The sequence below is a fragment of the Sphingomonas jejuensis genome (genome assembly GCF_011927695.1).
In the GTDB taxonomy this organism is placed as follows: Bacteria; Pseudomonadota; Alphaproteobacteria; order Sphingomonadales; family Sphingomonadaceae; genus Sphingomonas_K; species Sphingomonas_K jejuensis.
Genome location: NZ_JAATJE010000002.1, coordinates 508,599 through 532,052, shown reverse-complemented (window position 1 = coordinate 532,052; position 23,454 = coordinate 508,599). Strand labels below are relative to the sequence as shown.

25 protein-coding genes and 1 tRNA gene are annotated in these 23,454 nt (G+C 69.0%); 13 read left to right on the top strand and 13 right to left on the bottom strand.

Going from position 1 to position 23,454, the window contains the following annotated elements; translation table 11 throughout:
* Nucleotides 1-5: 5 nt before the first annotated feature.
* Nucleotides 6-437 (bottom strand): DUF3576 domain-containing protein, encoded by a 432-nt coding sequence (locus tag GGR88_RS12205; protein WP_167955388.1) that lies wholly within the window; start codon nt 435-437, stop codon nt 6-8.
* 132 nt (nt 438-569) lie between these two features.
* Here GGR88_RS12205 and GGR88_RS12200 point away from each other — a divergent pair, with 132 nt between their 5' ends.
* Nucleotides 570-866 (top strand): SWIB/MDM2 domain-containing protein, encoded by a 297-nt coding sequence (locus GGR88_RS12200; protein ID WP_167955386.1) that lies wholly within the window; start codon nt 570-572, stop codon nt 864-866.
* Between the two features lie 91 nt (nt 867-957).
* The gene (locus tag GGR88_RS12195) at nt 958-1,905 is read left to right on the top strand and encodes an NADP-dependent oxidoreductase (RefSeq protein WP_167955384.1); all 948 of its coding nucleotides are present in this window, start codon (nt 958-960) and stop codon (nt 1,903-1,905) included.
* Between the two features lie 5 nt (nt 1,906-1,910).
* Here GGR88_RS12195 and GGR88_RS12190 read toward each other — a convergent pair.
* Nucleotides 1,911-1,997: transfer RNA gene (locus tag GGR88_RS12190), tRNA-Leu, on the bottom strand.
* A gap of 154 nt (nt 1,998-2,151) precedes the next feature.
* Between GGR88_RS12190 and GGR88_RS12185 the strand changes: the two genes are divergently transcribed.
* Nucleotides 2,152-3,324 (top strand): L-dopachrome tautomerase-related protein, encoded by a 1,173-nt coding sequence (locus GGR88_RS12185; protein WP_167955382.1) that lies wholly within the window; start codon nt 2,152-2,154, stop codon nt 3,322-3,324.
* On the opposite strand, the gene GGR88_RS12180 is transcribed toward GGR88_RS12185, so the two are convergent.
* Complete coding sequence (locus tag GGR88_RS12180) at nt 3,312-4,019, bottom strand: MJ0042-type zinc finger domain-containing protein (RefSeq protein WP_167955380.1); 708 nt, start codon at nt 4,017-4,019, stop codon at nt 3,312-3,314. The genes GGR88_RS12185 and GGR88_RS12180 overlap by 13 nt on opposite strands.
* A gap of 140 nt (nt 4,020-4,159) precedes the next feature.
* On the opposite strand from GGR88_RS12180, the gene ftsE reads away from it, so the two are divergent.
* The 4 genes from ftsE to GGR88_RS12160 are packed head-to-tail and all read left to right on the top strand — an operon-like array spanning nt 4,160 to nt 6,981.
* The gene (ftsE, locus tag GGR88_RS12175; RefSeq protein ID WP_167955378.1) at nt 4,160-4,864 is read left to right on the top strand and encodes a cell division ATP-binding protein FtsE; all 705 of its coding nucleotides are present in this window, start codon (nt 4,160-4,162) and stop codon (nt 4,862-4,864) included.
* The gene (locus tag GGR88_RS12170) at nt 4,861-5,754 is read left to right on the top strand and encodes a cell division protein FtsX (RefSeq protein WP_167955376.1); all 894 of its coding nucleotides are present in this window, start codon (nt 4,861-4,863) and stop codon (nt 5,752-5,754) included. Before ftsE ends, GGR88_RS12170 begins: the two co-directional genes overlap by 4 nt.
* A 1-nt stretch (nt 5,755) precedes the next feature.
* Nucleotides 5,756-6,283, top strand: a complete 528-nt coding sequence (locus GGR88_RS12165; RefSeq protein WP_167955374.1) for a YdcF family protein — start codon at nt 5,756-5,758, stop codon at nt 6,281-6,283.
* A complete protein-coding gene (locus GGR88_RS12160; RefSeq protein WP_167955372.1) occupies nt 6,277-6,981 on the top strand; it encodes a lysophospholipid acyltransferase family protein in 705 nt (234 codons plus the stop codon). The genes GGR88_RS12165 and GGR88_RS12160 overlap by 7 nt, the downstream gene beginning before the upstream one ends.
* Here GGR88_RS12160 and GGR88_RS12155 read toward each other — a convergent pair.
* Nucleotides 6,978-7,886, bottom strand: coding sequence for a prephenate/arogenate dehydrogenase family protein (locus GGR88_RS12155; RefSeq protein ID WP_167955369.1), 909 nt, complete (start codon nt 7,884-7,886; stop codon nt 6,978-6,980). The two genes, GGR88_RS12160 and GGR88_RS12155, sit on opposite strands and share 4 nt — an antisense overlap.
* Nucleotides 7,886-8,989: a histidinol-phosphate transaminase gene (gene hisC, locus GGR88_RS12150; RefSeq protein WP_167955367.1), complete on the bottom strand. Its 1,104-nt coding sequence runs from the start codon at nt 8,987-8,989 to the stop codon at nt 7,886-7,888. The genes GGR88_RS12155 and hisC overlap by 1 nt, the downstream gene beginning before the upstream one ends.
* Nucleotides 8,990-9,055: 66 nt before the next feature.
* On the opposite strand from hisC, the gene metX reads away from it, so the two are divergent.
* Both metX and metW read left to right on the top strand, forming a co-directional pair.
* Nucleotides 9,056-10,171, top strand: coding sequence for a homoserine O-acetyltransferase MetX (gene metX, locus GGR88_RS12145; RefSeq protein WP_167955365.1), 1,116 nt, complete (start codon nt 9,056-9,058; stop codon nt 10,169-10,171).
* On the top strand, nt 10,168-10,773 hold the full coding sequence (metW, locus tag GGR88_RS12140; RefSeq protein WP_167955363.1) for a methionine biosynthesis protein MetW: 606 nt from the start codon (nt 10,168-10,170) through the stop codon (nt 10,771-10,773). The genes metX and metW overlap by 4 nt, the downstream gene beginning before the upstream one ends.
* Nucleotides 10,774-10,788: 15 nt before the next feature.
* Here metW and GGR88_RS12135 read toward each other — a convergent pair whose 3' ends face one another.
* The gene (locus GGR88_RS12135) at nt 10,789-11,400 is read right to left on the bottom strand and encodes a TetR/AcrR family transcriptional regulator (protein ID WP_167955361.1); all 612 of its coding nucleotides are present in this window, start codon (nt 11,398-11,400) and stop codon (nt 10,789-10,791) included.
* A 118-nt stretch (nt 11,401-11,518) separates the two neighbouring features.
* Here GGR88_RS12135 and GGR88_RS12130 point away from each other — a divergent pair, with 118 nt between their 5' ends.
* Together GGR88_RS12130 and GGR88_RS12125 are read left to right on the top strand one after the other, a co-directional pair.
* A complete protein-coding gene (locus GGR88_RS12130) occupies nt 11,519-13,915 on the top strand; it encodes a TonB-dependent receptor (RefSeq protein ID WP_167955359.1) in 2,397 nt (798 codons plus the stop codon).
* A 64-nt stretch (nt 13,916-13,979) separates the two neighbouring features.
* Complete coding sequence (locus GGR88_RS12125) at nt 13,980-15,257, top strand: spinster family MFS transporter (RefSeq protein ID WP_167955357.1); 1,278 nt, start codon at nt 13,980-13,982, stop codon at nt 15,255-15,257.
* 7 nt (nt 15,258-15,264) lie between these two features.
* On the opposite strand, the gene GGR88_RS12120 is transcribed toward GGR88_RS12125, so the two are convergent.
* Genes GGR88_RS12120 through pheS form a run of 3 tightly spaced genes read right to left on the bottom strand, consistent with a single transcriptional unit; the run spans nt 15,265 to nt 19,593 of the window.
* Complete coding sequence (locus GGR88_RS12120) at nt 15,265-16,134, bottom strand: aldose epimerase family protein (protein ID WP_167955355.1); 870 nt, start codon at nt 16,132-16,134, stop codon at nt 15,265-15,267.
* Nucleotides 16,127-18,508, bottom strand: a complete 2,382-nt coding sequence (gene pheT, locus GGR88_RS12115) for a phenylalanine--tRNA ligase subunit beta (protein ID WP_167955353.1) — start codon at nt 18,506-18,508, stop codon at nt 16,127-16,129. The genes GGR88_RS12120 and pheT overlap by 8 nt, the downstream gene beginning before the upstream one ends.
* Nucleotides 18,505-19,593, bottom strand: coding sequence for a phenylalanine--tRNA ligase subunit alpha (gene pheS, locus GGR88_RS12110; protein WP_167955351.1), 1,089 nt, complete (start codon nt 19,591-19,593; stop codon nt 18,505-18,507). The genes pheT and pheS overlap by 4 nt, the downstream gene beginning before the upstream one ends.
* 78 nt (nt 19,594-19,671) lie before the next feature.
* Between pheS and GGR88_RS12105 the strand changes: the two genes are divergently transcribed.
* Complete coding sequence (locus GGR88_RS12105) at nt 19,672-19,887, top strand: isopropylmalate isomerase (protein ID WP_167954485.1); 216 nt, start codon at nt 19,672-19,674, stop codon at nt 19,885-19,887.
* Between the two features lie 74 nt (nt 19,888-19,961).
* Nucleotides 19,962-20,861 (top strand): alpha/beta hydrolase family protein, encoded by a 900-nt coding sequence (locus tag GGR88_RS12100; protein ID WP_167955349.1) that lies wholly within the window; start codon nt 19,962-19,964, stop codon nt 20,859-20,861.
* A gap of 63 nt (nt 20,862-20,924) precedes the next feature.
* Here the strand turns inward: GGR88_RS12100 and rplT are convergent, their stop codons facing one another.
* The 4 genes from rplT to GGR88_RS12080 all read right to left on the bottom strand — a co-directional run bounded on the left by rplT (nt 20,925) and on the right by GGR88_RS12080 (nt 23,377).
* Nucleotides 20,925-21,302: a 50S ribosomal protein L20 gene (gene rplT, locus GGR88_RS12095; RefSeq protein ID WP_167955347.1), complete on the bottom strand. Its 378-nt coding sequence runs from the start codon at nt 21,300-21,302 to the stop codon at nt 20,925-20,927.
* A gap of 13 nt (nt 21,303-21,315) precedes the next feature.
* Nucleotides 21,316-21,519, bottom strand: a complete 204-nt coding sequence (rpmI, locus tag GGR88_RS12090) for a 50S ribosomal protein L35 (RefSeq protein WP_167955345.1) — start codon at nt 21,517-21,519, stop codon at nt 21,316-21,318.
* Nucleotides 21,520-21,633: 114 nt separating this feature from the next.
* Nucleotides 21,634-22,434 carry an inositol monophosphatase family protein gene (locus GGR88_RS12085; protein ID WP_167955342.1) on the bottom strand — a complete coding sequence of 267 codons (801 nt, stop codon included), beginning with the start codon at nt 22,432-22,434 and terminating at the stop codon, nt 21,634-21,636.
* Nucleotides 22,435-22,441: 7 nt separating this feature from the next.
* Entirely contained in the window at nt 22,442-23,377 is a 936-nt protein-coding gene (locus GGR88_RS12080) for a ribose-phosphate pyrophosphokinase (RefSeq protein WP_167955337.1), read from the bottom strand.
* Nucleotides 23,378-23,454 lie beyond the last annotated feature (77 nt).

Below are 23,454 nucleotides of genomic sequence, written 5' to 3'. Positions count from 1 at the left end.
GGGGATCAGCCGGAAACGGCGGCGCGGCGCAGGTCGCGGGCCTTGGTCAGGATGATCTCTTCCAGCTTCTGCACCGTCGCGGCCTGGACCGGCGTGTCGATCCAGTTCGCACCCTGCGCGGTCTGGCGCTGTGCAGCGACGCGCAGCGCATCCGCGCGCAGATCCTGGTCAAGGATCGTCACGGTGACCTTGACCCGCTCCGACGGGGTCTGCGGGTTCACATACCAGTCGGTCACGATCACGCCGCCCGCGCTGTCGGTCTGCAGCAGCGGCATGAACGAAAGCGTGTCGAGCGACGCCCGCCACAGATAGGCGTTCACGCCGATGGCGGTCACCTGCGACGCGGCGAGGTCCGCCCGCGGCCGCTCGCTGCCGCCGCAGCCGCCAAGAAGCATCGCCGCCGCCAACGCGGAGAAGGTTAACGTGGCTGGCTTCATCGATGTCCCTTTGACAGACGCTCTCACTGATGCTCCGCTTATAGGGGATGGTGCGGCACGGGCAAGCGAGCGGCACCATCGCTCAACCTCTGGCGGGCAGCGCACCGCCACCACGACAAGGAGACGAAGATCATGGCGAAGGCACCGTCCAAGGCGACTGCGGACAAGGGGGCTTCCGCCCGGGGCAATGCGCTGCAGCAGCCGGTGCAGCCATCAAAGGACCTCGCCGAGATCGTCGGCAACGATCCGCTGCCGCGGTCGGAAGTCGTCAAGAAGACGTGGGATTACATCAAGAAGCACAATCTGCAGGACGACAAGGACAAGCGCACGATCAACGCCGACGCCAAGCTGGAGAAGATCTTCGGCAAGAAGTCGGCGACGATGTTCGAGATGAACAAGCACATCTCCGCGCATCTGTCGAAGGCCTGACCGGCGGGCGGGGTCGGGCAACGAAAGTCCGGCCCCGCCGCATCCAGGGCGCGCCCGGGGCGTTGGACGGCCAAGCCATGGGAGGTTCCTGATGAAAGCCGTCCGCATTCACCGCTTCGGCGACGCCGACGTTCTCCGGGTCGAGGACGTCGAGATGCCGCAGCCGGTTGATGACGAGGTGCTGGTGCGCGTGACCGCCGCCAGCCTGAACCCCGTCGACACGAAGATCCGGACGTCCGGCGGCCGCTTCAAGAAGGAAGCGGACCTGCCCGTCGCGATGGGCCGCGACCTTTGCGGGCGTATCGAGGCGCTGGGCACCCGCGCCCACAACATGCTCTCCGAAGGCCAGCGGCTGTTTGCCATGATCGGCTTCGATCGCGGCGCCTGGGCGGACTATGCCGTTCTTCGCGCAACGGAGATGGCGGCGGTGCCCGACCGGCTGAGCGATGAAGAGGCGGCCGCCGTTCCGCTCGCCGGGCTTACCGCATGGCAGGGGCTTGTCGATCATGGCGGTGTGGCTGCCGGTCAGCGCGTGCTGATCCACGGCGGATCCGGCGGGGTCGGCCATTTCGCGGTTCAGATCGCAAAGGCGCTCGGCGCGGAGGTGTTCGCGACGGCGTCGGGCGACGGGGTTGAGTTTGTCCGCTCACTGGGCGCCGACCACGTGATCGATCACCGCGCGCAGAGGTTTGAGGACGACGCGGCAAACGTCGATGTGGTGCTTGATCTGATCGGCGGTGACACGCAGCAGCGCAGCTGGGACGTGCTCGCGCCCGGGGGCATCATCGTGTCGACGCTGACGCCGCCGAAGCCGCAGGCCGGGCAGGGAGATGACGGGCGTCGCGGCGTCGACTTCATTGTCGATCCGAAGGGCGTGGACCTCCTGAAGATCGCGGCGATGATCGAGGATGGCGTTGTCATCCCGCATGTGCAGGAAAGCTTCGCGCTCGCCGATGTTGCAGCCGCCGCGCGCCGGATGGAAGGCGGCACCATACGGGGCAAGCTCGTGATCCGGGTCGGCGGGGAGGGAGCCGCCTGATCATCTGGTGCGGTCGAGAAGACTCGAACTTCCACGGCCTTTCGGCCACAACGACCTCAACGTTGCGCGTCTACCAGTTCCGCCACGACCGCACGTGATGATGCACCGGGACGGGCCCGGCGACGGGTAGGCGGCTGCCCCTAGCAAAGCACCGCGACCGCCGCAACTGCTTCGCGTGTCGCCGATCCGTCATCTCAGATTGTCATGTGACCGGGACGGAACACCCGCCGCCCGGAGACGCTTGGCATGAAGGACATGGACGATTGCGGGCGAGACACCATCATGAAGGACGGACAGAAGACGGCGATCGGCGTGGCGGCAGCCGCCGTCGGCATCAGCGCGGCCGCGGCGATCGCGGTTGCGCGGGCGGGCCGCGACAAGGCGCTGCGTCAGGTGGCGACCTTTGATCATCAGGTGACAGGCGTCACCGTGTCGGAGGACGGCCGCATCTTCGTGAATTTCCCGCGCTGGACCGAAGACGCGCCGGTGTCGGTGGCCGAGGTGCTGAAGGACGGGACTCTCAAGCCCTATCCGGACGAGGCCTGGAACAGCTGGCGCAACGAGAAGCAGGCCGAAATGTCGGTGGAACGCCACTTCGTGTGCGTTCAGTCGGTGGTGGCGGACGGCCGAGGGAGCCTGTGGGTGCTCGATCCGGCGGCGCCCGGCAACGAGAAGATCCTCGAAGGCGGGCCCAAGCTCGTCCAGGTCGATCTCGCCACCAACAGCGTGAAGCGCGTCATTCCCGTTGCCGGCGATGTCGCGCTCCAGGGCACCTACCTGAACGACGTGCGCTTCTCGCCCGATGGCAACACCGCCTACATCACCGACAGCGGCACGCGCGGCGCGATCATCGTCATCGATCTTGTTTCCGGGGAAGGCTTTCGTGCGCTCGACGGGCACAAGTCGACGCAGGTCGAGCCGGGCGTGGTCGTCACCGTCGACGGGCACCCGCTGCGCCGGCCCGACAAGCGCCAGCCGGCCTTCGCCGCCGATGGTATCGCGCTCTCGCGCGATGGGGAGACGCTCTATTGGCAGGCGCTGACCGGCAAGACGCTCTACAAGGTGCCGACGGAGAAGCTGACCAGGAAAACCGATCCCGCCGAGATCGAGAAGGCCGTGGAGGAAGTGGGCACCACCCATGTCGCCGACGGCCTGTGGATCAGTCGCACGGGCGTGCTCCACATTACCTCGCCGACCGACAATGCGGTCACCCGCTGGTCCGGCAAGGGAACGGAGCCGGTGGTGCAGGACAAGCGCCTGCGCTGGCCGGACACGATGTCGGAAGGGCCAGACGGCACGCTCTACGTGACCGCCAGCCACATCCAGGACACCAGCTGGTTCAAGCCCCTGGCACCGCCGGCGATTAAGACGGCACTGTTTGCCTTCACGCCGGAGGACGGCGGCGTTCAGCTCGCCTGATCGCCGGAGAAGGTCAGGCTCAGCTCCTCGGCGCCCGCCGGGACGTCCACCTTGGACGACCGGAACTCGACATTGGCGCCGGGGGCGAGCGTGCGAACCGGCGGCGCGATCGTCCAGCCATAGATCACGCGCCCCTGGGAGTCGCGAAGCTCGGCGACGATGTCAGGGATGCGCTGCTCGACGTCGGTCGGGTTGGTGACCCGACCGGTCAGGGCGAACAGTTCGTTCCCGCTCTGCAGCTCACGCCGCAGCGGCTCCTGCGGCAAGTCGATCAGCAGGGCCTCGCTCGCATCGCCGACGGGCAGGCCGAGCCGGGCGAGGGTGCCCGGCGAGCCGAACCAGGCAAGCCCGACGATCGCGGCCACCATCAGCAGGGCAGCCGCGGCTGCCGCGATCGTCCAGCGTCGTGCCGGATTGCGTCGCGGCCGGCGGGCCGGGGGCGGCGCGAAGGTTTGCGCGGATGCACTGTCGCCTTGCGCGCTGGACCCGGTGTCATCCACGACCGGGTCGGGTTCGGACGTCGGCACAGGATCCGGCGCGACGGCCGCTTGGGCCAGGGTCGCTGGATCGACCTCGGCGGGTTCCTGGAACCAGCTGTGCCGGCATGCCGCGCAGCGAACCGTGCGTCCGGATACGCCGACGGCGCTGTCCGGCACGACATAACGGGTGGCGCAGGCCGGGCACTTCAGGATCATCGACGGAGCCCCCTCCTTAGGCCAAGTCGGAGTCTAAGCACCCTTCGTTCCCTCCACGCAAGAGGGCGCCCCTCGGCGGCTTTACGGGCGGGTGCGGGTTTGCGAAAGCAACCGGATCAGGCGCAGGTGGCGGCAGGCTGTTGGCAGACATCGTCCAGTTCGAGAATGTCGGCCTTCGTTACGGCGCGGGCGGAGAAACATTGTCCGATCTCAGCCTCTCGCTCGAGGCCGGCGGCTTTTATTTCCTCACCGGCCCCTCGGGCGCCGGCAAGACCTCGATGCTGAAGCTGCTGTACGTCGCCCAGCGCCCCAGCCGGGGCGTGATCCGCCTGTTCGGCGAGGATGTGGTGACGATGCCGCGCGCGGAACTGCCGGCCCTCCGGCGGCGGATCGGCGTCGTGTTCCAGGATTTCCGACTGGTTCCGCACCTCAGCGCTTTCGACAATGTCGCGCTTCCGCTCCGCCTGGCCGGAATGGACGACGACGCCGTTGCCGCGTCCGTCCACGAGATGCTCGATTGGGTCGGGCTCACCGATCGCGCGGCGGCGCGCCCGGCGACGCTCTCCGGTGGAGAGCAGCAGCGCGTCGCCATCGCGCGGGCGGTAATCGCCCGGCCCGAACTGCTGATCGCGGACGAGCCGACCGGCAATGTCGACCCGGAAATGGCAAACCGGCTGCTGCACCTGTTCGACGGGCTGAATGCGCTCGGCACGACCGTACTGATCGCCACCCACGACCTCCACCTCATGGGTCATGTTCCGCGTGCGCGCACGCTCAGGCTGGCGCGCGGCCGTGTCTCGGATCCGGTAGGCGCGCTCCGCCATCCGCCGCGGGTGCGGGCATGATCCCTCGGCCGCTGGACCGGATCGTCGCCCGGCTGCTCGGCCGCGCGGGCCCGCTGCCGCAGCCGCGTATCGCCGGGCCGATGGCTGCGCTGATCGCAATCATGGTCTTCCTGAGCGTTCTGGCGGGGGCCGCCGGGCTCGGTCTTGCCGGGACCTCCTCCGCTCTCGACCGGCAGATGGCAGGCAGGGTGACGATCCAGATCGTCGCGGCCGATCCGGCCGTCCGCGCGGCGGAAGCTGCGGCGGCGGAGGCCGTCGTCCGGCGTCTCCCGCAGGCGCTCTCTGTCGCCCGCGTGCCGGACAGCGAGGTCGCGTCGCTCGTCCAGCCTTGGCTTGGCACGCTTGGCAACGATCTGCCGCTCCCCGCCCTCATCGATGTTGAGCTGGCTGATGGCGGCGTTCCCACCCTTCGTCGGGCGCTGCGCCCGGTCGCACCCTCCGCTCTCATCGACGAACATGCCCGCTGGCTTGGACCGGTGAACAGGCTCGTCTCCGCCCTGTCCGGGCTGGCCGGCGCGTTGGTGCTGCTGATCGGGATCGCCACCGCCGCCACCGTGGTGCTCGCCGCGCGTGGAGCGCTCGACACGCACCGCGGCACGGTGGAGGTACTCCATCTCCTCGGTGCCACCGACCGGCAGATCGCGCGGCTGTTCGAACGCCGCTTTGCGCTTGATGCGCTGCTGGGCGGGGTGGCGGGCTTTCTGGCAGGCGTGGCGGTGCTGCTGATGCTCGGGCGGCTGGTGGTCGCGGTCCGATCCGACCTGCTCGGCACGACGGTGTCTTCAGGATCCGGTTTTGCCCTTCTCCTGACGGTGCCGCTGGCTGCCGCCCTCGTCGCCACGGTGTCCGCGCGCATGACCATCCTGCGCGTGTTGCGGCGGATGCTCTGACATGCTGCGAGTGGGCGCCATCCTCGTCACCCTTTACCTGCTGGGCTTTGCCGCCTTCGCGACCAGCCTGCCGCGGCCGTTGTCGCCCGACCGGACCGACGGCATCGTCGTGCTGACCGGCGGCGCCGGGCGGATCGAACGCGGGCTCGACCTTTTGGAGGACGGTGCAGCCGACCGCATGCTCATCTCGGGCGTAGGCATCGCGGTGCGGCCGCAAGAGCTGGCGGTGCGCACCGGCCGTCCGCAGCGGCTGTTCGACTGCTGCGTGGATCTGGGGCACGAGGCGGTGGACACCCGCTCGAACGGGGACGAGGTCGCCGCATGGGTGGGCCGGCAACGCTACCGCACCGTCCGACTGGTGACGAGCGACTGGCACATGCGGCGCGCCGCGTTCGAGATCACGCGCGCGCTGCCCGGCGGCGTTGCGTTGAGCGAGGATGCCGTGCGAACCGAACCGAGCCTTCGGGTGCTCAACAACGAATACAACAAATATCTTTTGCGGCGCGGGGCGGCGGTGGTCGGATGGTGAACGGGTTGCGCGCGCTGGGCTACACGCTCGTCTTCTACACCGGGTCGGTGGTGGCAGTGCTGTGGGCGGTTGTTCTGGCGCGGATCGCGCCGGCCCGCATCCCCTCCCATGTCGAAGGCTGGGGCCGCTTCCACCGCCGGGTCGCTGCCCGGCTGCTCGGCATCCGGGCGCAGGTCGACGGCGTCATGCCGTCAGGCCCGGTGATCGTCGCCATGAAGCACCAGGCCATGTTCGAAACGCTGGAGGTGCTGGTGCTGCTGGACCGCCCGGCCGTGGTCATGAAGCGAGAGCTTGCCGACATCCCCTTCTTCGGCGCGGCCGTGCGCGCGCATGGCAGCATCCCCATCTCGCGGGAGGCCGGGCCCGCGGCCATGCGGACCATGACGGCGGCGGCGCGCCGGGCGTTGGCCGACGGCCGGCCGATCCTGATCTTCCCGGAGGGTACGCGCGTCCCGCTGGGCGAGCGGCCGCCGCTGAAGCCCGGCTTTGCCGGGCTCTACCGCATGCTGCAGGTGCCGGTGGTGCCGGTCGCGCTCGACAGCGGCCGGCTGTGGCCGCGCAGCGGCTTTGCCAAGCGGCCGGGCATCGTCACCTTCCGCGTCGGCGCGCCGATCCCGCCGGGCCTGTCGCGCGCGGAGGTGGAGGCGCGCACCCATGCCGCGATCAACGCACTGGAGGACGCGCCCGCCCGCGCCTAGTCGTGCCGGCGACCGAAATCGGGTCGCGCATCGTCCTGGCCCTGCTCCACGATGCCGCGGCGAATGGCGCGGGTGCGGGTGAACAGCGCCTGCAGCGTGTCGCCGTCACCGCGCTCGATCGCCGCGCGCAGCCCGGCGAGGTCGGCTGAGAACCGGTCCAGCACGTCCAGCACCGCATCGCGGTTGGCGAGGAACACGTCGCGCCACATGATGGGGTCGGACGCCGCGATCCGCGTGAAGTCGCGAAAGCCGCCCGCCGAATATTTGATCACCTCGCCGGAGGTGACCCGCTCCATGTCGGACGCCGTGCCCACGATGGTGTAGGCGATCAGGTGCGGCAGGTGGCTGGTCACGGCGAGCACGAGGTCGTGCCGCTCCGCATCCATGGTCGCGATCTCCGCGCCCAACCCTTCCCAGAAGGCCGCCACCCGCGCCACCGCGACGGGCGGCGTCATGGCGGCGGGGGTCAGGATGCACCATCGCTGGTGGAACAGGGTGGCGATGCCGGCGGCTGGCCCGCTCTGCTCCGTGCCGGCAACGGGATGCGCCGGCACCACCGCATGACGGGGAAGCGCATCGGCCAGCGCGCGCGCGACACCGGACTTGGACGATCCGACATCGGTCACGATCGCTTCGGCCGGCAGGTCCTCTGCCAGCGCCGCCGCCGCCGCCCCGACCGCGCCCACGGGCACGCACAGGATGACGAGGTCGGCATCGATCACCGCCGTTCCGGGCTGGTCGGTAACGTCGTCGCACAGGTCGAGCGCTCGGGCCGCCTCCCGAACGTCGGGATCGGCGTCATAGCCCGACAGGCGCACCGTCGGCATGTGGCGCCGGACCGCGCGCGCGATCGACGATCCGATCAGCCCCAGGCCGATGATCGTGACGCGCTGAAAGGGCAGCATCAGCCCGCGTCGTCGATCAGCGTGCGCAGTGCCGCCATCAATCCCCGCAGCTCGTCTTCGGTGCCGATGGTGATGCGCAGCCCGTTGCCCAGCCCCTGCCCGGGCAGCCACCGCACGATGAAGCCGGCATCCATCAACCCGTGGTAGGCCGCCTCGGCGCTCAGGCGACCCTCGAACAGCACAAGCAGGAAATTGCCGCGCGACGGAACGGCGCGCAGCCCGGCATTGCCCAGCGCCTCGATCTCGGCGGTCAGCCACGCGAGCCAACGATCATTATGCGCGCGGCTCGCTTCCACGAACGCGGTGTCGGCGACCGCGGCGATCGCCGCCGACTGCCCTGCCGTCGTCACGTTGAAGGGCCCGCGGATGCGGTGCATCGCGTCGATCGCCGCTGCCGGGCCATAACCCCAGCCGATCCGCTCCCCCGCCAGGCCGTAGATCTTGGAAAATGTCCGCGTGACGATCACGTTGTCGGCGGTCTTCGCAAGCTCCAGCGCGCCGTCATCCTCCTCCGGCGCCAGATACTCGGCATAGGCCTGATCGATGACCAGCATGATATCCGGCCGCAGCCCGGCATGCAGCCGCGCGATCTCGTCCCGCGCGACATAGGTGCCGGTCGGGTTGTTGGGATTGGCAACGAAGACAAGCGTGGTCCGGTCGGTCACCGCGGCCAGGATGGCGTCGACGTCCGTGCCGTAATCCTTGTCCGGCACCACCACGGGCGTGGCGCCGACGCGCCGCGTCGCGATCTCGTACATGGCGAAGCCGTAGCGGACGTGGATCACCTCGTCGCCCGGACCGGCATAGGCGCCGACCGCCATGTTCAGCACCTCGTCCGATCCGGCGCCGTGGATGACGCGGGCGGGATCGAGGCCGAGCGGCGCGGCGATCGCCTCGCGCAGCGCGGTTGCGGCCGCATCCGGGTAACGGTCGAGCCCGGCCGCACGCGCGGCAAAGGCGTCGCGCGCGGCCGCGCTCTGGCCCAGCGGGTTCTCGTTGGATGACAGCTTGGCAACGGGACCGCCGCTCGCCGTGGCGGCCTTGCCGGGGACATAGGCGTTGATGCCCATGACCCAGTCCTTGGGACGGGGGATGGTGGTCATGGCGCGGCTCTATCGCGCGGGCGCGCCGATTGACAAGCACGCGGCGGCACGCAAGGCCCCGGCAGGATGCCAGAGGACAGCCGCTTCGGGCCCGCCCGCCATGTCACGCTTCCCGGGCCCTTCGTCGTCGACAGCGGAGCGGTGCTCGGCACCGTGGATGTCGGCTATTCGACGCATGGCGATCCGCGTCACCCGACCATCCTGATCTGCCATGCGCTGACGGGCGATCAGCATGTCGCCTCGCCCCATCCTCGCACGGGCAAGCCGGGCTGGTGGTCGCGGATGGTCGGCCCGGGTCTACCGATCGACACCAGCCGCCATTTCGTCGTGTGCGCCAATGTGCTGGGCAGCTGCATGGGCACGTCGGGGCCGGCGAGCGTCGACCCGGCAAGCGGCTGCCGATACGCCATGCGCTTCCCCGTGGTCACCATCCGCGACATGGTGCGGGTGCAGGCGCTGCTGCTCGATCACCTGGGCGTCGGCCGGCTCCACGCCGTCGTCGGCGGATCGATGGGCGGCATGCAGGTCCTTGCCTGGGCTGCGGCCTTTCCGGACCGGGTCGAGCGGGCGGTGGTGATCGCGTCGGCGGCCCGCCATGCCGCTCAACCCATTGCCTTCCACGAGGTCGGCCGACAGGCGATCATGGCCGATCCCAACTGGCGCGGGGGCGACTATTATGACGGTCCGCCCCCCGCCGCCGGCCTCGCCGTGGCGCGGATGGCCGCCCACATCACCTATGTGTCGGAAGCCGGGCTGACCGAGAAGTTCGGCCGGCGCCTGCAGAACCGGCCGGATGGCGCGACCGGCGCCAAGAGCTTCGGCTTCGATGCCGATTTCCAAGTGGAAAGCTACCTCCGGCACCAGGGCATCAGCTTCGTCGATCGCTTCGACGCCAATGCCTATCTCTACATCACCCGGGCGATGGATTATTTCGATCTCGGGGAGGAGCATGGCGGCCGGATCGCCGATGCCTTCCGCGGCTCACGGACCCGCTTCTGCTTGGTCAGCTTCGACACGGACTGGCTCTACCCGACCGCTGAGTCGCGCGCTGTGGTGAAGGCGCTCCATGCGGCGGGTGCGGCGGCAAGCTTCGTGGAGCTGTCGAGCCCGTTCGGCCATGATGCCTTTCTGCTCGACGTGCCGGAGCTCGACCGCGTGGTCGCCGGGTTCTTGGCGTCATGACGCCTGCCGGTCCTCAGGATCTTCGGGCCGACCTGGAGATCATCAGCAACCATGTGCCCGTGGCGGCACGGGTGCTCGATGTCGGTTGCGGCACCGGCGACCTCATGGCGTCGCTCGTCGCGCACCGGCAGGTCGATGCCCGCGGGCTTGAGATCGACGGCGCGAACGTCGCCGCCGCCGTGGCCCGTGGCCTGTCGGTGGTGCAGGGGGACGCGGACGTCGATCTCGCCGATTACCCGGACGACGCGTTCGAAGTGGCGATCCTCAGCCAGACGCTTCAGACGACCCGGCACCCGCACCTCGTCCTTGCCGAGCTGCTGCGCCTCGCGCCCCGCGCGTTCGTGTCCTTTCCCAACTTCGCGCACTGGCGCGTCCGCCTGTCGCTGTTGTGGGGCGGGCGCATGCCGGTGACGCGGCTGCTGCCGCTGCAATGGTACGAAACGCCCAACATCCACCATGTCACGGTGGACGATTTCCGCGCCTATCTCGCCGACCGTCGGATCACCGTCGAACGAGCATGGTTCCTCAACCGGGATCGTCCGACCAGTGCGGCCGCCGCCAACTTCCGCGCCGAACATGCGGTGTTCCTGATCCGGCGCTGATCCCGGCGGCGGTCCTCAGGGTTTCAGCCCGTCGCGCAGCATCGCGTTGACGGTGCCGGCGATTTCCTCAGGCGCACCGTCCTCGTTCCACACGCCATAGCGAAGGCCCAGGAACACGTTCATGCCGACGATCGCCCAGCCGTGCACCTCGCCGATATCCTCGCGGACCTCGCCGCGTGCGGCTCCGCGCCTCAATCGCGTCACGATCCGGTCGACCGTGCTTTGATAATGGGTGCGGAAGCTCGCCTGGTCGACGAACTCGGCCTCGTCGATGATGCGGTAGATCTCCTTGTGGGCGCGGGCGAAACCGATGAACGCCTCAAGGCCGGCGCCCTCGGCGGCGATGGCGTCCGCCGTGCCGCTCAGCCGGGGCGCCACATGGTCCCGGACCTGCATCGACATGTCGCGCACCAGCGCCGTGAACACCGCCTCCTTGGAATCGAAGTAGGTGTAGAAGGTGCCAAGCGCGACCCCGGCGCGCTGCGTGATGCGGCTGATGCCGGCCTCGTGAAACCCCCGCTCCCCGAACTCGGCGGCGGCAGCGTCAAGGATCAGGCGCAGCGTACGGCGGCCGCGCTCGGTCCGCGGCACCCGTGCTCCTGCGGTGGCGCTCACCGCCTCGTCCATCGCCACATCGTCCTCCCGCAACACCGAAGTTGAATCCCGGTTCAGGTTTCAGTATGCAGACCATCGAACGACGCGGCAAGACCGGCAACAGGTCGCCGCCCGAGGGAGGATGGGATCGATGAGGCTGACTGCATCCGTTCGATTGGCGCTTGGCGTCTCGCTTGCCGCGCTTGCGCTTCCCGCCGTCGCGCAGACGGGCGATCAGGCGGAGGCCTCCGCCGCTGCCGCCGGGGAGGCCGTGGCCGAGGAAGCGCCGGTCACCGACGACATCATCGTCACCGCGCGGCGCCGGGCGGAAAACCTGCTGGACGTGCCGATCGCGATCAGCGCGTTCACTGGGGACCAGCTGGAGGCGGCCGGATCGATCGACATCACCGACCTTGCCAACATCACGCCGAACGCCACGCTGGAGAACTCCCGCGGCACCAACTCGACCCTCACCGCCTTCATCCGCGGCGTCGGTCAGCAGGATCCGGTGCCGGGGTTCGAGGCCGGCGTCGGCATCTACCTTGACGACGTCTACCTCAACCGGCCGCAGGCCGCCGTGCTCGACATCTATGACGTGGAGCGGATCGAGGTGCTGCGCGGACCGCAGGGCACGCTTTACGGCCGCAACACCATCGGCGGTGCAATCAAGTACGTCACCCGCCGCCTGCCGTCCGATTTCGAGGTCCGCGTGCGCGCCACCTATGGCAGCTACGATCAGGCCGACGGCGTCATCTCCGTGTCGGCACCCATCGGTGACATGTTCCGCATCGGCGGCTCGGTCGCGCGGCTGTCGCGCGGCGGCTTCGGCGACAACATCAATCTCGGGATCGAGAACTACAACAAGGACATATGGGCCGGTCGCGGCACCCTTGAGTTCGAAACGCCGGACAGCCGCCTCTTCATCCGCCTGTCGGGCGACTACACCGACGATCAGTCGAATGCGCGCAACGGCCACCGTCTCATTCCGTCGCTGCTGACGGGCGCGCCCGTGCTGGAAGACGAATATGACACCCGCGCCGGCCTCAACAGCCCGCGCAACGATGTGGAGGCGGGCGGCCTGTCCATGTCGATCACGGCCGAGCTGAGCGACGCCTTGACCTTCCGCTCGATCAGCGCGTGGCGCCAGGATCGCAGCTTCACCCCGATCGACTTCGACGCGCTGCCCACCGTCGACGTTGACGTCCCCGCCGTCTACCGCAACGAGCAGGTCAGCCAGGAATTCCAGCTGCTCTACGCCTCCGACCGGCTGAACGGTCTCGTTGGATTCTATTATCTCGATGCGGAGGCCTCGACCGCGTTCGACGTGATCCTGGCGACCACCGGCCCGCTGATCGGGATCCCGCTTGCGGGCGGCTTCGGGCAGCTCACCACCGGCAACGTCCAGACGGACACCTGGTCCTTCTTCGGCGACTTCACCTACGACCTCACCGATTGGCTCGGCGTGTCGGTCGGCGGCCGCTACACGCGCGACAACCGCACCTCGACCATCTTCAAGGCCAACCGCCTTGGCGGTGCGTCGCCGCAGTTCGGCGGCAACGGCGTCAACCTGGGCGCGCCGATCACCAACTTCCGCGGCGAGGCGGAGTTCGAGAAGTTCACGCCGCGGGCCTCCGTGCAGCTGAAGCCCACGGCCGACCTCCTCGTCTACGCATCCTATTCGCAAGGCTTCAAGGGCGGCGGCTTCGACCCGCGCGGCTCCGCCAACATCGCGCCGAACAACAACGGCACGCCCGGCATCCAGTATGACGAGATCTACGACTTCTTCCTGTTCGAGCCCGAGACGGTCGACAGCTACGAGGTCGGGATCAAGGGATCGCTGTTCGATCGCGCGCTGACCTTCGGCCTCACCGGCTTCTACGCCGACTATACGGACGTGCAGGTGCCGGGATCGGTCGGCGTCGATGCCAATGGCGACGGCATCTTCGAAGGGTTCGCCGGCGTCACCACCAATGCCGCCTCGGCCACCTTCAAGGGCATCGAGGCGGAGGCGAACGCCCGGCTGCTGCGCGGCTTCGCGGGCCCGGGATCGCAGATCACGCTTGGCGGCACGCTCGGCTACATCGACGCGCAATATGACGAGTTCATCGGCAACACCGGCGTCGACGTGTCCGATTTCCGCCGCATCCAGAACACGCCGGACTGGACGCTGTCAGGCACGCTGGGTGCCACCGCGCCGATCGGCAGCGGCTCGGTCGACGCGTCCACCACCGTCTCCTACCGCAGCGAGACCTCGCAGTTCGAAACGCCCAGCCCGTTCCTTGATCAGCCCGGCTACGCGCTATGGGACGCAAATCTCGTCTACCGTTTCATGGACGATCGCTTCTCGGTCGGGCTCCACGCCAAGAACATCCTGGACGAGCGCTACATCACCTCCGGTTATCAGTTCGCTGCGGCCAATGCGGTGACCGGACAGCCGACCATCACGCCGGCCGGCACGATCGTCCCCAGCCTGGGCCGCGAAGGCACGGTGACCGCCTTCTACGGCAACCCGCGCCAGGTGTTCGTGACGCTGGGCGCCCGCTTCTGACCGCTTGCCAGCCGTCATCCCGGCTGGGATGACGGTGGCATAAGAAGGAACGGGAGAGGCAATCATGGCGACGCGCGGACCCGGGCCAGTGGTCCCGACCCCCGGCTATCGGCGGCTGGTGCTCGGCATGCTGCTGCTGGTCTACACCTTCAACTTCCTGGATCGGCAGATCCTCGGCATCCTTGCGCAGCCGATCAAGACGGAGCTGCAGCTGACGGACACGCAGCTCGGCGCGCTTGGCGGCATCGCCTTTGCCCTTCTTTATTCGACACTCGCCATCCCGCTCGCGCTGGTGGCCGACCGCACGAGCCGAAGCTGGGTCATCACCATCTCCCTGACCGTATGGAGCGGGTTCACAGCACTCTGCGGCATCGCCACGGGTTTCTGGCAGCTGTTCCTGTTCCGGCTGGGCGTGGGCGTGGGCGAGGCGGGCGGCGTCGCCCCCTCCTATGCGATGATCGCGGACTACTACCCGCCCGAAAAGCGCGCCCGCGCACTCGCCATTTATTCGCTGGGCGTGCCGGTCGGGCTGGCGTTCGGCGCCCTCTTGGGCGGCTACATCGCGCAAGAGTTCGGGTGGCGGGAGGCCTTCGTCACCGTGGGTCTGGCCGGGGTGGTGCTGGCCCCCATCTTCCGCTTGGTTGTCCGCGAACCCGGCCGCGGGATGATGGACGCCGCGCCCGCTGCGGCCGACCGGATCCGCGTATCCACCGTGTTCCCGATGCTGGCGCGCAAGCGCAGCTTCTGGCTGATGGGCTTCGCCGCCGCGTTCAGCTCGATGTGCGGTTATGGCCTGGCCTTCTGGGTGCCGTCCGTGCTGATCCGCTCGTTCGGCTTCAACCTGATCGAAACCTCGATGTTCGTCGGCTCGCTGTTGCTGATTGGCGGGATCGCGGGCGTCCTCGCCGGCGGCGTGCTCGCCGACCGGCTGGGATCGCGCGACCGTGGCTGGTATGCGCGCCTGCCGGCGATTGCCTGGCTGCTCACCGCGCCCCTGTTCGCCGCCGGCCTCTACGCGCCCAATGCGACTGTCGCATGGCTGTTCCTCCTGCTGCCGCACGGCCTCAACATCCTGTGGCTGGGGCCGCTGATCACCGCGGTGCAGCACCTCGTGCCGCCGCCGATGCGCGCGACCGCGTCGGCCTGCTTCCTGTTCATCAACAACCTCATCGGGTTGGGCGTCGGAAGCTGGGCCATGGGTGCCATGTCGGACGGGCTTGCGGCCCGCTACGGCGACGACTCGCTCCTTTACGCGACGATCATCGCGCTCTCCGCCTATGTCGTCGCCGCGCTGCTCGGCCTCCTCGCGGTGAAGCCGCTCCGACGCGACTGGGTCGGCTAGGCCCGCCTCAGCCCAGCGCGACCGTCATGCGGAAGCGGCGGAAGTCGCCCGGCGCGACTTCCACGATCCCCGGTTTTGCGCGCAGGTCGCTGGTCGCATCCTCCGGGTCGGCATGCCCCTGCCACGGTTCGATGCACAGATAACCGGCGCCCGGCTTCATCCACAGCCCCAGCATCGGCGTGTCGGGGAATGTGATGTCGAGCGCGACGCCGCCTGCGCCTTCGAAACGCAGGCTTCGGCTCGTCAGGTCGTCCCACACCAACGCGTCATGCGCGAAGAGCGCATCTCGCAGCGCGATCTCCCGTCCGTTCACCGGACTCGGCAGCGATCCGGTGAGCAAACCGTCCGGGCTGACGCCACGGATCGCCGAAGGCTCTTCCGCGGCGAACAGGATGCGGTGGTCGGTTTTGGCACCGGTCCCGGGCAGCGGCCAGCGGAACGCCGGGTGAAAGCCGAAGGAGAACGGCATCGGGGCCAGACCGCGATTGCTGATCGTCGCCCTCATGCTGAGCTCGGCGCCCGAGAGCGCAAACGCCATGTCGAGCGTGAAGGTGAACGGATAATGCGCCCGCGTCTCGGCACTGTCTGCCAGCCGGAAGGTCGCACTGTCGGCCTGCTGCTCGATCAGCGCAAAGGCGCTGGTCCGCGCAAACCCGTGTTTCGGAAGCGTGTAGCTCTCGCCGTCCAGCCGATATGCGCCGTTCTTCAGCGCGCCGACGATGGGGAACAGCAGCGGGGCTCGCCCGGTCCAGAAGGCCGGGTCGCCGTCCCACAGCAGCTCCTCGCCTGCCGCGGTTGTCAGCCTCTGCAGCTCCGCCCCGAAAGGATCGATCTCCGCCGACAAGGCATCGCTGGCGATCCGAACCCGGTCAGCCACGAAGCGTGGCCCCCAGCTTGCCGGCCGCCGCCACCACCTTGTCGCTGACGCCGGCCAGCGCGGCCTCGTCAAAGCTCCGCTCGCTCGGCTGCAGCGTTACCTCCACCGCGACCGACCGGTGATCCTTCGGCACGCCGTGGCCGGTGAACAGGTCGAACACCCGCGCGCCCGTGATCAGCGCCTTGTCCGCGCCCTTGATGGCCCGCACCAGCTGATCCGCGCTGATCCCGTCCGGCAGCAGAAAGGCGAAATCGCGCGTCACCGCCTGCAACGCCGGCGGCGCGAAGGTCGGCTTCGTGCGGCTCGGGCCGCGATCGCGCCGGCCCGGCAGCGCATCCAGGAACACCTCGCCCGCGACCATGTCGGCCGGCAGGTCGAGCGTCTTGGCAAGCGCGGGATGGAGCACGCCGAACTCCGCCAGGATCGTCTTCGGTCCCAGCCGCAGCGTGGCCGAGCGGCCGGGATGGTAGGAAGCGGAAGCTTCGCCCATCAGCTGCAGGTTCTCGACCGGCGCTCCGGCGGCGCCGAGCAGCGCGATCGCCTCCGCCTTGGCATCGAAGGCATCGAACCCCTGCGCTTTGCCGGTCGCCCAGCTGCGTGACGTGCGGTCGCCTCCAAGCACGAAGCCGACCGTCGGCCGCTCGGCATCCGCCAGGTAGCGGCGGCCGACCTCGAACAGCCTGATCTGCGCCGCACCACGATCGGCGTTGCGCCGTGCCGCGGACAGCAGGCCCGGCAGCAACGACGGGCGCATGACCTTCAGGTCCTCGCTGATCGGGTTGGCCAGCGTCCAGGCGCCACCGCCGAATGCGTCGGCCTCGGCCTCGCTCAGGAAGCTCCACGTCACCGCCTCGTGCAGCCCCCGGGCGGCCGCGGCACGGCGGACGCGGCGTTCCACCAGCTGCTCGGCGGTTGCCGTCGGCTTGGCCACGCCGGGGTCGCGGGTCAGGGGTACGGACTGCACCGCATCCAGGCCCACCATCCGCACGACCTCCTCGACGATGTCGGCGGCTCCGTCGACGTCACGGCGCCATGACGGCGGGATCACGGTCAGCCGCTCTCCGTCCGGCTCCACCGCAAAGCCCAGCCGCTCCAGGATCGCGCGCTGCTCGTCCGTGGGGACCGACACGCCGCCCAGCCGCGCCGCCAGCGCCGGATCGTAGGAGATGCGCTTCTGCGGCACGGGCGCGTCACCCGCACGCACGACCTCAGATGCCGTACCGCCACAATGCTCCAGGATCAGCGCGCTCAGCAGCGCAAGCCCATCCTCAAGGAAGGCCGGATCGACGCCGCGCTCGAACCGGCTGCGCGCATCGCTGGTCAGCCCAAGCGCCTGTCCCGTTCGCGCGATCCGCTCGGGGTCGAAGAACGCGACCTCCAGCAGCAGATCGGTGGTGCCGTCCTCCACGCCCGAATGCGCGCCGCCCATGATGCCGGCGACGTCATGGACCTCCACATCGTCCGCGATCACTGTCATGTCCGGCGTCAGCGTGTAGCTGCGGCCGTTCAGCACCTCGACGGTCTCTCCGCTCCGCGCGCGCCGCGCCACGACGGCACCGTGGAGCTTGGCCAGGTCATAGGCGTGGCTCGGCCGGCCTTGGTCGATCATCAGATAGTTGGTGATATCGACGATGGTGGAGATCGGCCGCTGCCCGACCGCCTTCAGCCGCCGCTGCATCCAGTCGGGCGACGATCCGTTCCGCACCCCGCGAATGACCCGGCCGTGGAAGGCGGGGCAGCCCTCCGGATCCTCCGTGCGGATCTCGACGGGGCACGGGAAGGCGGCCGGAACCGTCGGCACGGCGATCGGCTTCAGCGTGCCGATGCCGGCCGCCGCCAGGTCGCGCGCGATGCCGCGCACGCCCATGCAGTCCTGCCGGTTGGGTGTGACGGAAATGTCGAACACGACATCGTCCAGCTTCGCCCATTCGGCGTAGACCGCACCGATCGGCGCATCCTCGGGAAGTTCGATGATACCGCTATGGTCGTCGCCCAGCTCCAGCTCGCGTGACGAGCACATCATGCCCCGGCTCTCCACGCCGCGGATCGATGCCACCTTCAGCGTGACGTCCAGCCCCGGCACATAGGCGCCAGGCGCCCCGAACACGCCGACCAGGCCGGCGCGCGCGTTGGGCGCCCCGCAAACGACCTGCTGCGGTCCCGATCCCGCGTCCACCGACAGAAGCTGCAGCTTGTCGGCCTGCGGATGCGGTGCGGCGGTGAGCACGCGGGCGATGCGGAACGGCTTCAGCGCTTCGGCCGGGTTCTCGACGCCCTCCACCTCGAGCCCGATCCGCGTCAGCGTCTCGGCAATCGCCTCCGGCGACGCGTCCGTGTCGAGGTGGTCCTTCAGCCAGGACAGGGTGAACTTCATGCCGAAACTCCGCCGGACAGCGTGGGAACGTCAAGGGCGGCAAAGCCGTAGTGCCGCAGCCAGCGCAGGTCGCCGTCGAAGAAGGCGCGAAGGTCGTCCATGCCGTATTTGAGCATTGCCAGCCGGTCGATGCCGCACCCGAAGGCAAAGCCCTGCCACTCGTCCGGGTCGAGCCCGCACGCGGCGATCACCTTCGGGTGGACCATGCCGGATCCCAGAATCTCCATCCAGCCGTCCGGCATCGCACCGCCGATCACCCGGCGCCCCTTGTCGAGCGTGTAGCCGACGTCGACCTCGGCGGACGGCTCGGTGAACGGGAAATAGCTCGGCCGCATCCGCAGCACGATGTCGTCGCGCTCGAAAAAGGCGCGCACGAACGTCTCCAGCGTCCACTTCAGATGGCCCATGTGGATGCCGCGGTCGATCACCAGCCCTTCGACCTGGTGGAACATCGGCGTGTGCGTCGCATCGCTGTCGGACCGGTAGGTGCGGCCGGGCGCGATGATGCGGATCGGCGGCGCCTTTGACGTCATGGTGCGGATCTGCACCGGCGATGTGTGCGTCCGCAGCAGCATGCGCCGGCCGTCGCGGGCGGTGTCGTCCCCGAAATAGAAGGTGTCGTGCATCGCCCGGGCCGGATGGCTCTCGGGAATGTTGAGCGCGGTGAAATTGTGCCAGTCGTCCTCGATCTCCGGGCCGGTCGCGACCGAAAAGCCGAGGTCGGCGAAGATCTCGGCAAGCTCGTCCATCACCTGGGACACCGGATGGACGCTTCCCGCCGGCGCGTCCGGCGCCGGCAGCGACAGGTCGATGCGCTCGGACGCGAGCCGCTGGTCGAGCGCCGCCTGCTCCAGCGCGGCCTTGCGCGCGGCGATCGCCGCCGACACCGCCTCGCGCAATCCGTTGATGCGCGGACCCTCCGTCTGGCGCTGCTCCGGCGTCATGCCGCCAAGCGTCTTCAGGAGCGCGGAGACGCTTCCCTGTTTTCCGAGCGCGCCGACCCGCACGCCTTCCAGCGCCGGCAGGTCCGCGGCGTCTGCCACCGCGGCGATCAGGCTGTCGTGAAGGTCGTCGATCTCGGCCATTGGACGTTCCGTTGTGTTCGGCGCTACTCTGGCGCGCTTAAGGCGGCCGAAGCACGCCCGCAACAGGAGGAGGACCGGATGGCGGAGGACAACAGCAAGCGCGACCAGGACGCGCAGCGCAGGAAGGCGCTGACCGCGGCCGGCATCGGCGTGGGCCTGGGGATCGGCTCCGCTGCCCTGGCCGCGGCGCTTCTCTACGGACGCGGTGGCAGCCGGCGAAAGGACGATCATCCGCCCCGCACCTCCACCGCGCCGAAGACGCCCGTCCAGGAAGGCAACCGCTGGACCGACTGAGGTCGCCGACATCCTATCATCGCCTCTCGCGCTCAGGCATCGTCCGCATGGTGGCTGCTCGGGGGAGAGGCGACATGCGCGGCACGGTGGTTCTGCTTTCGGTGGCGCTGTGCGCGGCCGGTCCGTCGATCGCTGCGGCTCAGGACAGCGCGCCCACGCCGCTGTCGACAATGGAGCGGCGCTCCGAAGCGCTGCCGCCGCCCACGGAGACGGTCCGCTACGGCGCTGAGCAGATCCAGTCGGGCGAGCTGAGGCTTCCGCCCGGCAACGGGCCCTTTCCCGTCGCCATCGTCATCCACGGCGGCTGCTGGAACACGGCCATATCCGATCACAGCGCGATGCCCGGCCTGTCGGAGATGCTGCGCCGCCGCGGCGTCGCCACCTGGGACATCGACTATCGCCGCGTGGGGAACGCCGGCGGCGGCTGGCCCGGCACGTTCCAGGACATCGCGGCCGGCGTCGACCACCTGGCGACGCTCGCCACCCGCCATCCGCTCGACCTTGCCCGCGTCACCGTGGTCGGCCACTCGGCCGGCGCCCACCTCGCGCTATGGGCGGCATCGCGCCACCGGCTGCCGGCGCCCTGGACGCCCGGGCCGGCAAGCCCGCACCTCCGCTCCGTGGTGGCGATCGACGGGCCGGGCACGCTCGCCCCGCTGGTCGGCGCCGACGCGCAGGTCTGCGGCCGGCCCGTGATCGTCCCGCTGATGGGCGGCACACCGGCGGAGCGTCCGGCCGAATACCGGATCGCGTCGCCGTCCGACCATCTGCCGCTGGGCCTTCCGCAACTGCTCGTGCTTGCGGAGCTCGCGCCCTTCATGACCGGCTATGTGGAGGCGGCCCGCGCGGCCGGGGATCCGGTGCGCACGCTGGCGCCGGACAATGCCAACCATTTCGACATCGTCACGCCCGGCATGCCCAATGGGGAGCGCGTGGCGGACTGGATCGCGGCGGAAGCGTTCCGGACGCGGTAGCGCGGGCAAAGAAAAAGGGGCCGCCCTTCCGGACGACCCCTTCTGTCTTGACCGAAACCCGCTTCAGGCCGCGACGCGCGCGCCTTCGGGCAGGGCCCTCTTCACCTGCGCGATGATGGCGCTGAACGCCTCACCCTCGTGCATGGCGATGTCGGCCAGGACCTTGCGGTCCAGGTCGATGTTCGCAAGCTTCAGGCCGTGCATGAACACGCCGTAGGTCAGGCCCTCGGCGCGCACGGCGGCGTTGATGCGCTGGATCCAGAGCGCGCGGAACGAGCGCTTCTTCACCTTGCGGTCGCGATAGGCGTACTGGCCGGCCTTCTCGACCGCCTGACGCGCGATGCGGATCGTGTTCTTGCGGCGGCCGTAATAGCCCTTCGCCTGATCCAGGATCCGCTTGTGCTTGGCGCGGGTGGTTACACCCCGCTTGACGCGTGCCATGTCTCAGCTCTCCTTAACGCAGGCCGTAGGGCGCCCATGCCTTCACCGTCGCCGTATCGGCGTCGGAAAGCACGGAGGTGCCGCGGTTCTGGCGGATATACTTCGCGTTGTGCGAGATCAGGCGGTGGCGCTTGCCGGCCACGCCATGCTTGATCTTGCCGGTCGCGGTGATCTTGAATCGCTTCTTGACCCCGCTCTTGGTCTTCAGCTTGGGCATTTTCGTCTCCTCGTTCAGGACGATCAACGAACTGGCTCGGCAGCCCACACTGGCCGGCCCGTTCTTGTCACGATCGTGTGAAGCGCCGGCCCCTAGCGGAGCGGGCCCGAAAGATCAATGCTCGTGGGCAGTCGCGCGCAGCGCTTCCAGCACGTCGTCCGTCCGGGCCGGGTCGCCAATCGCGACGACATGCCCCTCGCTTTCCGACGACAGCGGATCGCCGTTCCAGTCGCACATGCGCCCGCCGGCACCCTCCACCACCGGCACCAGGGCGGCGAAGTCGTAAAGCTGCAGCCCGGATTCGCACACGATGTCCAGATGCCCGGATGCAAGCAGCCCGTAATTATAGCAGTCGCCGCCATAAACGGGGCCCTGACGCACATGTCCGCCGGACGCCGCCGCGACCAGTGCCATGTAATGCGGCACATCGCCTTCGGCGAACAGGTGCGGGCTGGTGGTCGCGACGATCGCGCCCTCCAGTGCGGCACAGGCACGCGTGGCGGCACGCTCGCCGTTGAACAGGGTCCGGCGGCCGGCGACGCCAACCCAGCGCTCGCGCGCCACCGGCTGGTCGATGATCCCAAGCACGGGCCACCCGTCCTCCAGCAGCGCGATCAGCGTGCCGAAGATCGGCCGTCCGACGGTGAAGCTGCGCGTGCCGTCGATCGGATCCAGCACCCATTGCCGACCGGTGACGCCGTCCTTCGTGCCATATTCCTCGCCGACGATGCCGTCGCCGGACCGCTCCGCATCGAGGATGCGGCGCATGGCTGCTTCCGCCGCCCGGTCCGCAAGCGTCACGGGGGATCGATCCGCCTTCAGCTCGGCGCCGTGTTCGGTCCGGAAATAGGGGCGGATGGCGGCGCCGGCGGCCTCGGCCAGCCGCTCGGCCAGGATCACGTCGTCGGGCGTCATCGCGCGCTCAATCGAACAGGCTGGAGACGCTCGACTCGTCGGAGATGCGCTTGATGGCCTCCGCGAGCAGCGGGGCGATGGTGAGCGTGCGGATCCGGCCCGAATCGGCGGCGGCCTCGGTCGGCTGGATCGAATCGGTGATCACCAGCTCGGTCAGGGACGATCCCTCCACCCGCGCGACGGCACCGCCCGACAGCACACCGTGCGTGACATAGGCGACGACGTCCCGCGCTCCGGCTTCGCGCAGCGCGGCGGCGGCGTTGCACAGGGTGCCGGCCGAATCGACGATGTCGTCGATCAGCACGCAGAAGCGTCCCTCCACGTCGCCGATGATGTTCATGACCTCGGACTCGCCGGCACGCTCCCGGCGCTTGTCGACGATGGCAAGCGGCGCGTTGTGCAGCCGCTTGGCCAGCTGCCGCGCCCGCACCACACCCCCGACGTCGGGGGACACCACCGTTAGGTCGTCGGACGGGAACCGCGCCAGGATGTCGGCCGACATCACCGGCGCCGCGTAAAGATTGTCGGTCGGAATATCAAAGAAGCCCTGGATCTGCCCGGCGTGCAGGTCCACCGACAACACCCGGTCCGCGCCGGCCACGGTGATGAGGTTGGCGACCAGCTTTGCGGAAATCGGCGTGCGCGGACCCGGCTTCCGATCCTGCCGGGCATAGCCGAAATAGGGCACCACCGCCGTGATCCGCTTGGCCGACGCGCGCTTCAGCGCGTCGATGCAGATCAGCAGCTCCATCAGGTTGTCGTTGGCGGGAAAGCCCGTCGACTGGACCACGAACACGTCTTCGCCGCGGACGTTCTCGTTGACCTCGACGAACACTTCCTCGTCGGCGAAGCGGCGAACGGAGGCGTCCGTCAGCGGCACCTCCAGATAGGCCGCGATGTCGCGCGCCAGCGGCAGGTTCGCGTTGCCGGTCATCAACTTCAAGGCATCTCTCCCGCGGGCCTGGTTGCAAGCCCTTTGCGGTCGGCACGTCCGTCATGCAAGGGAGCGTGGTGGCCGGC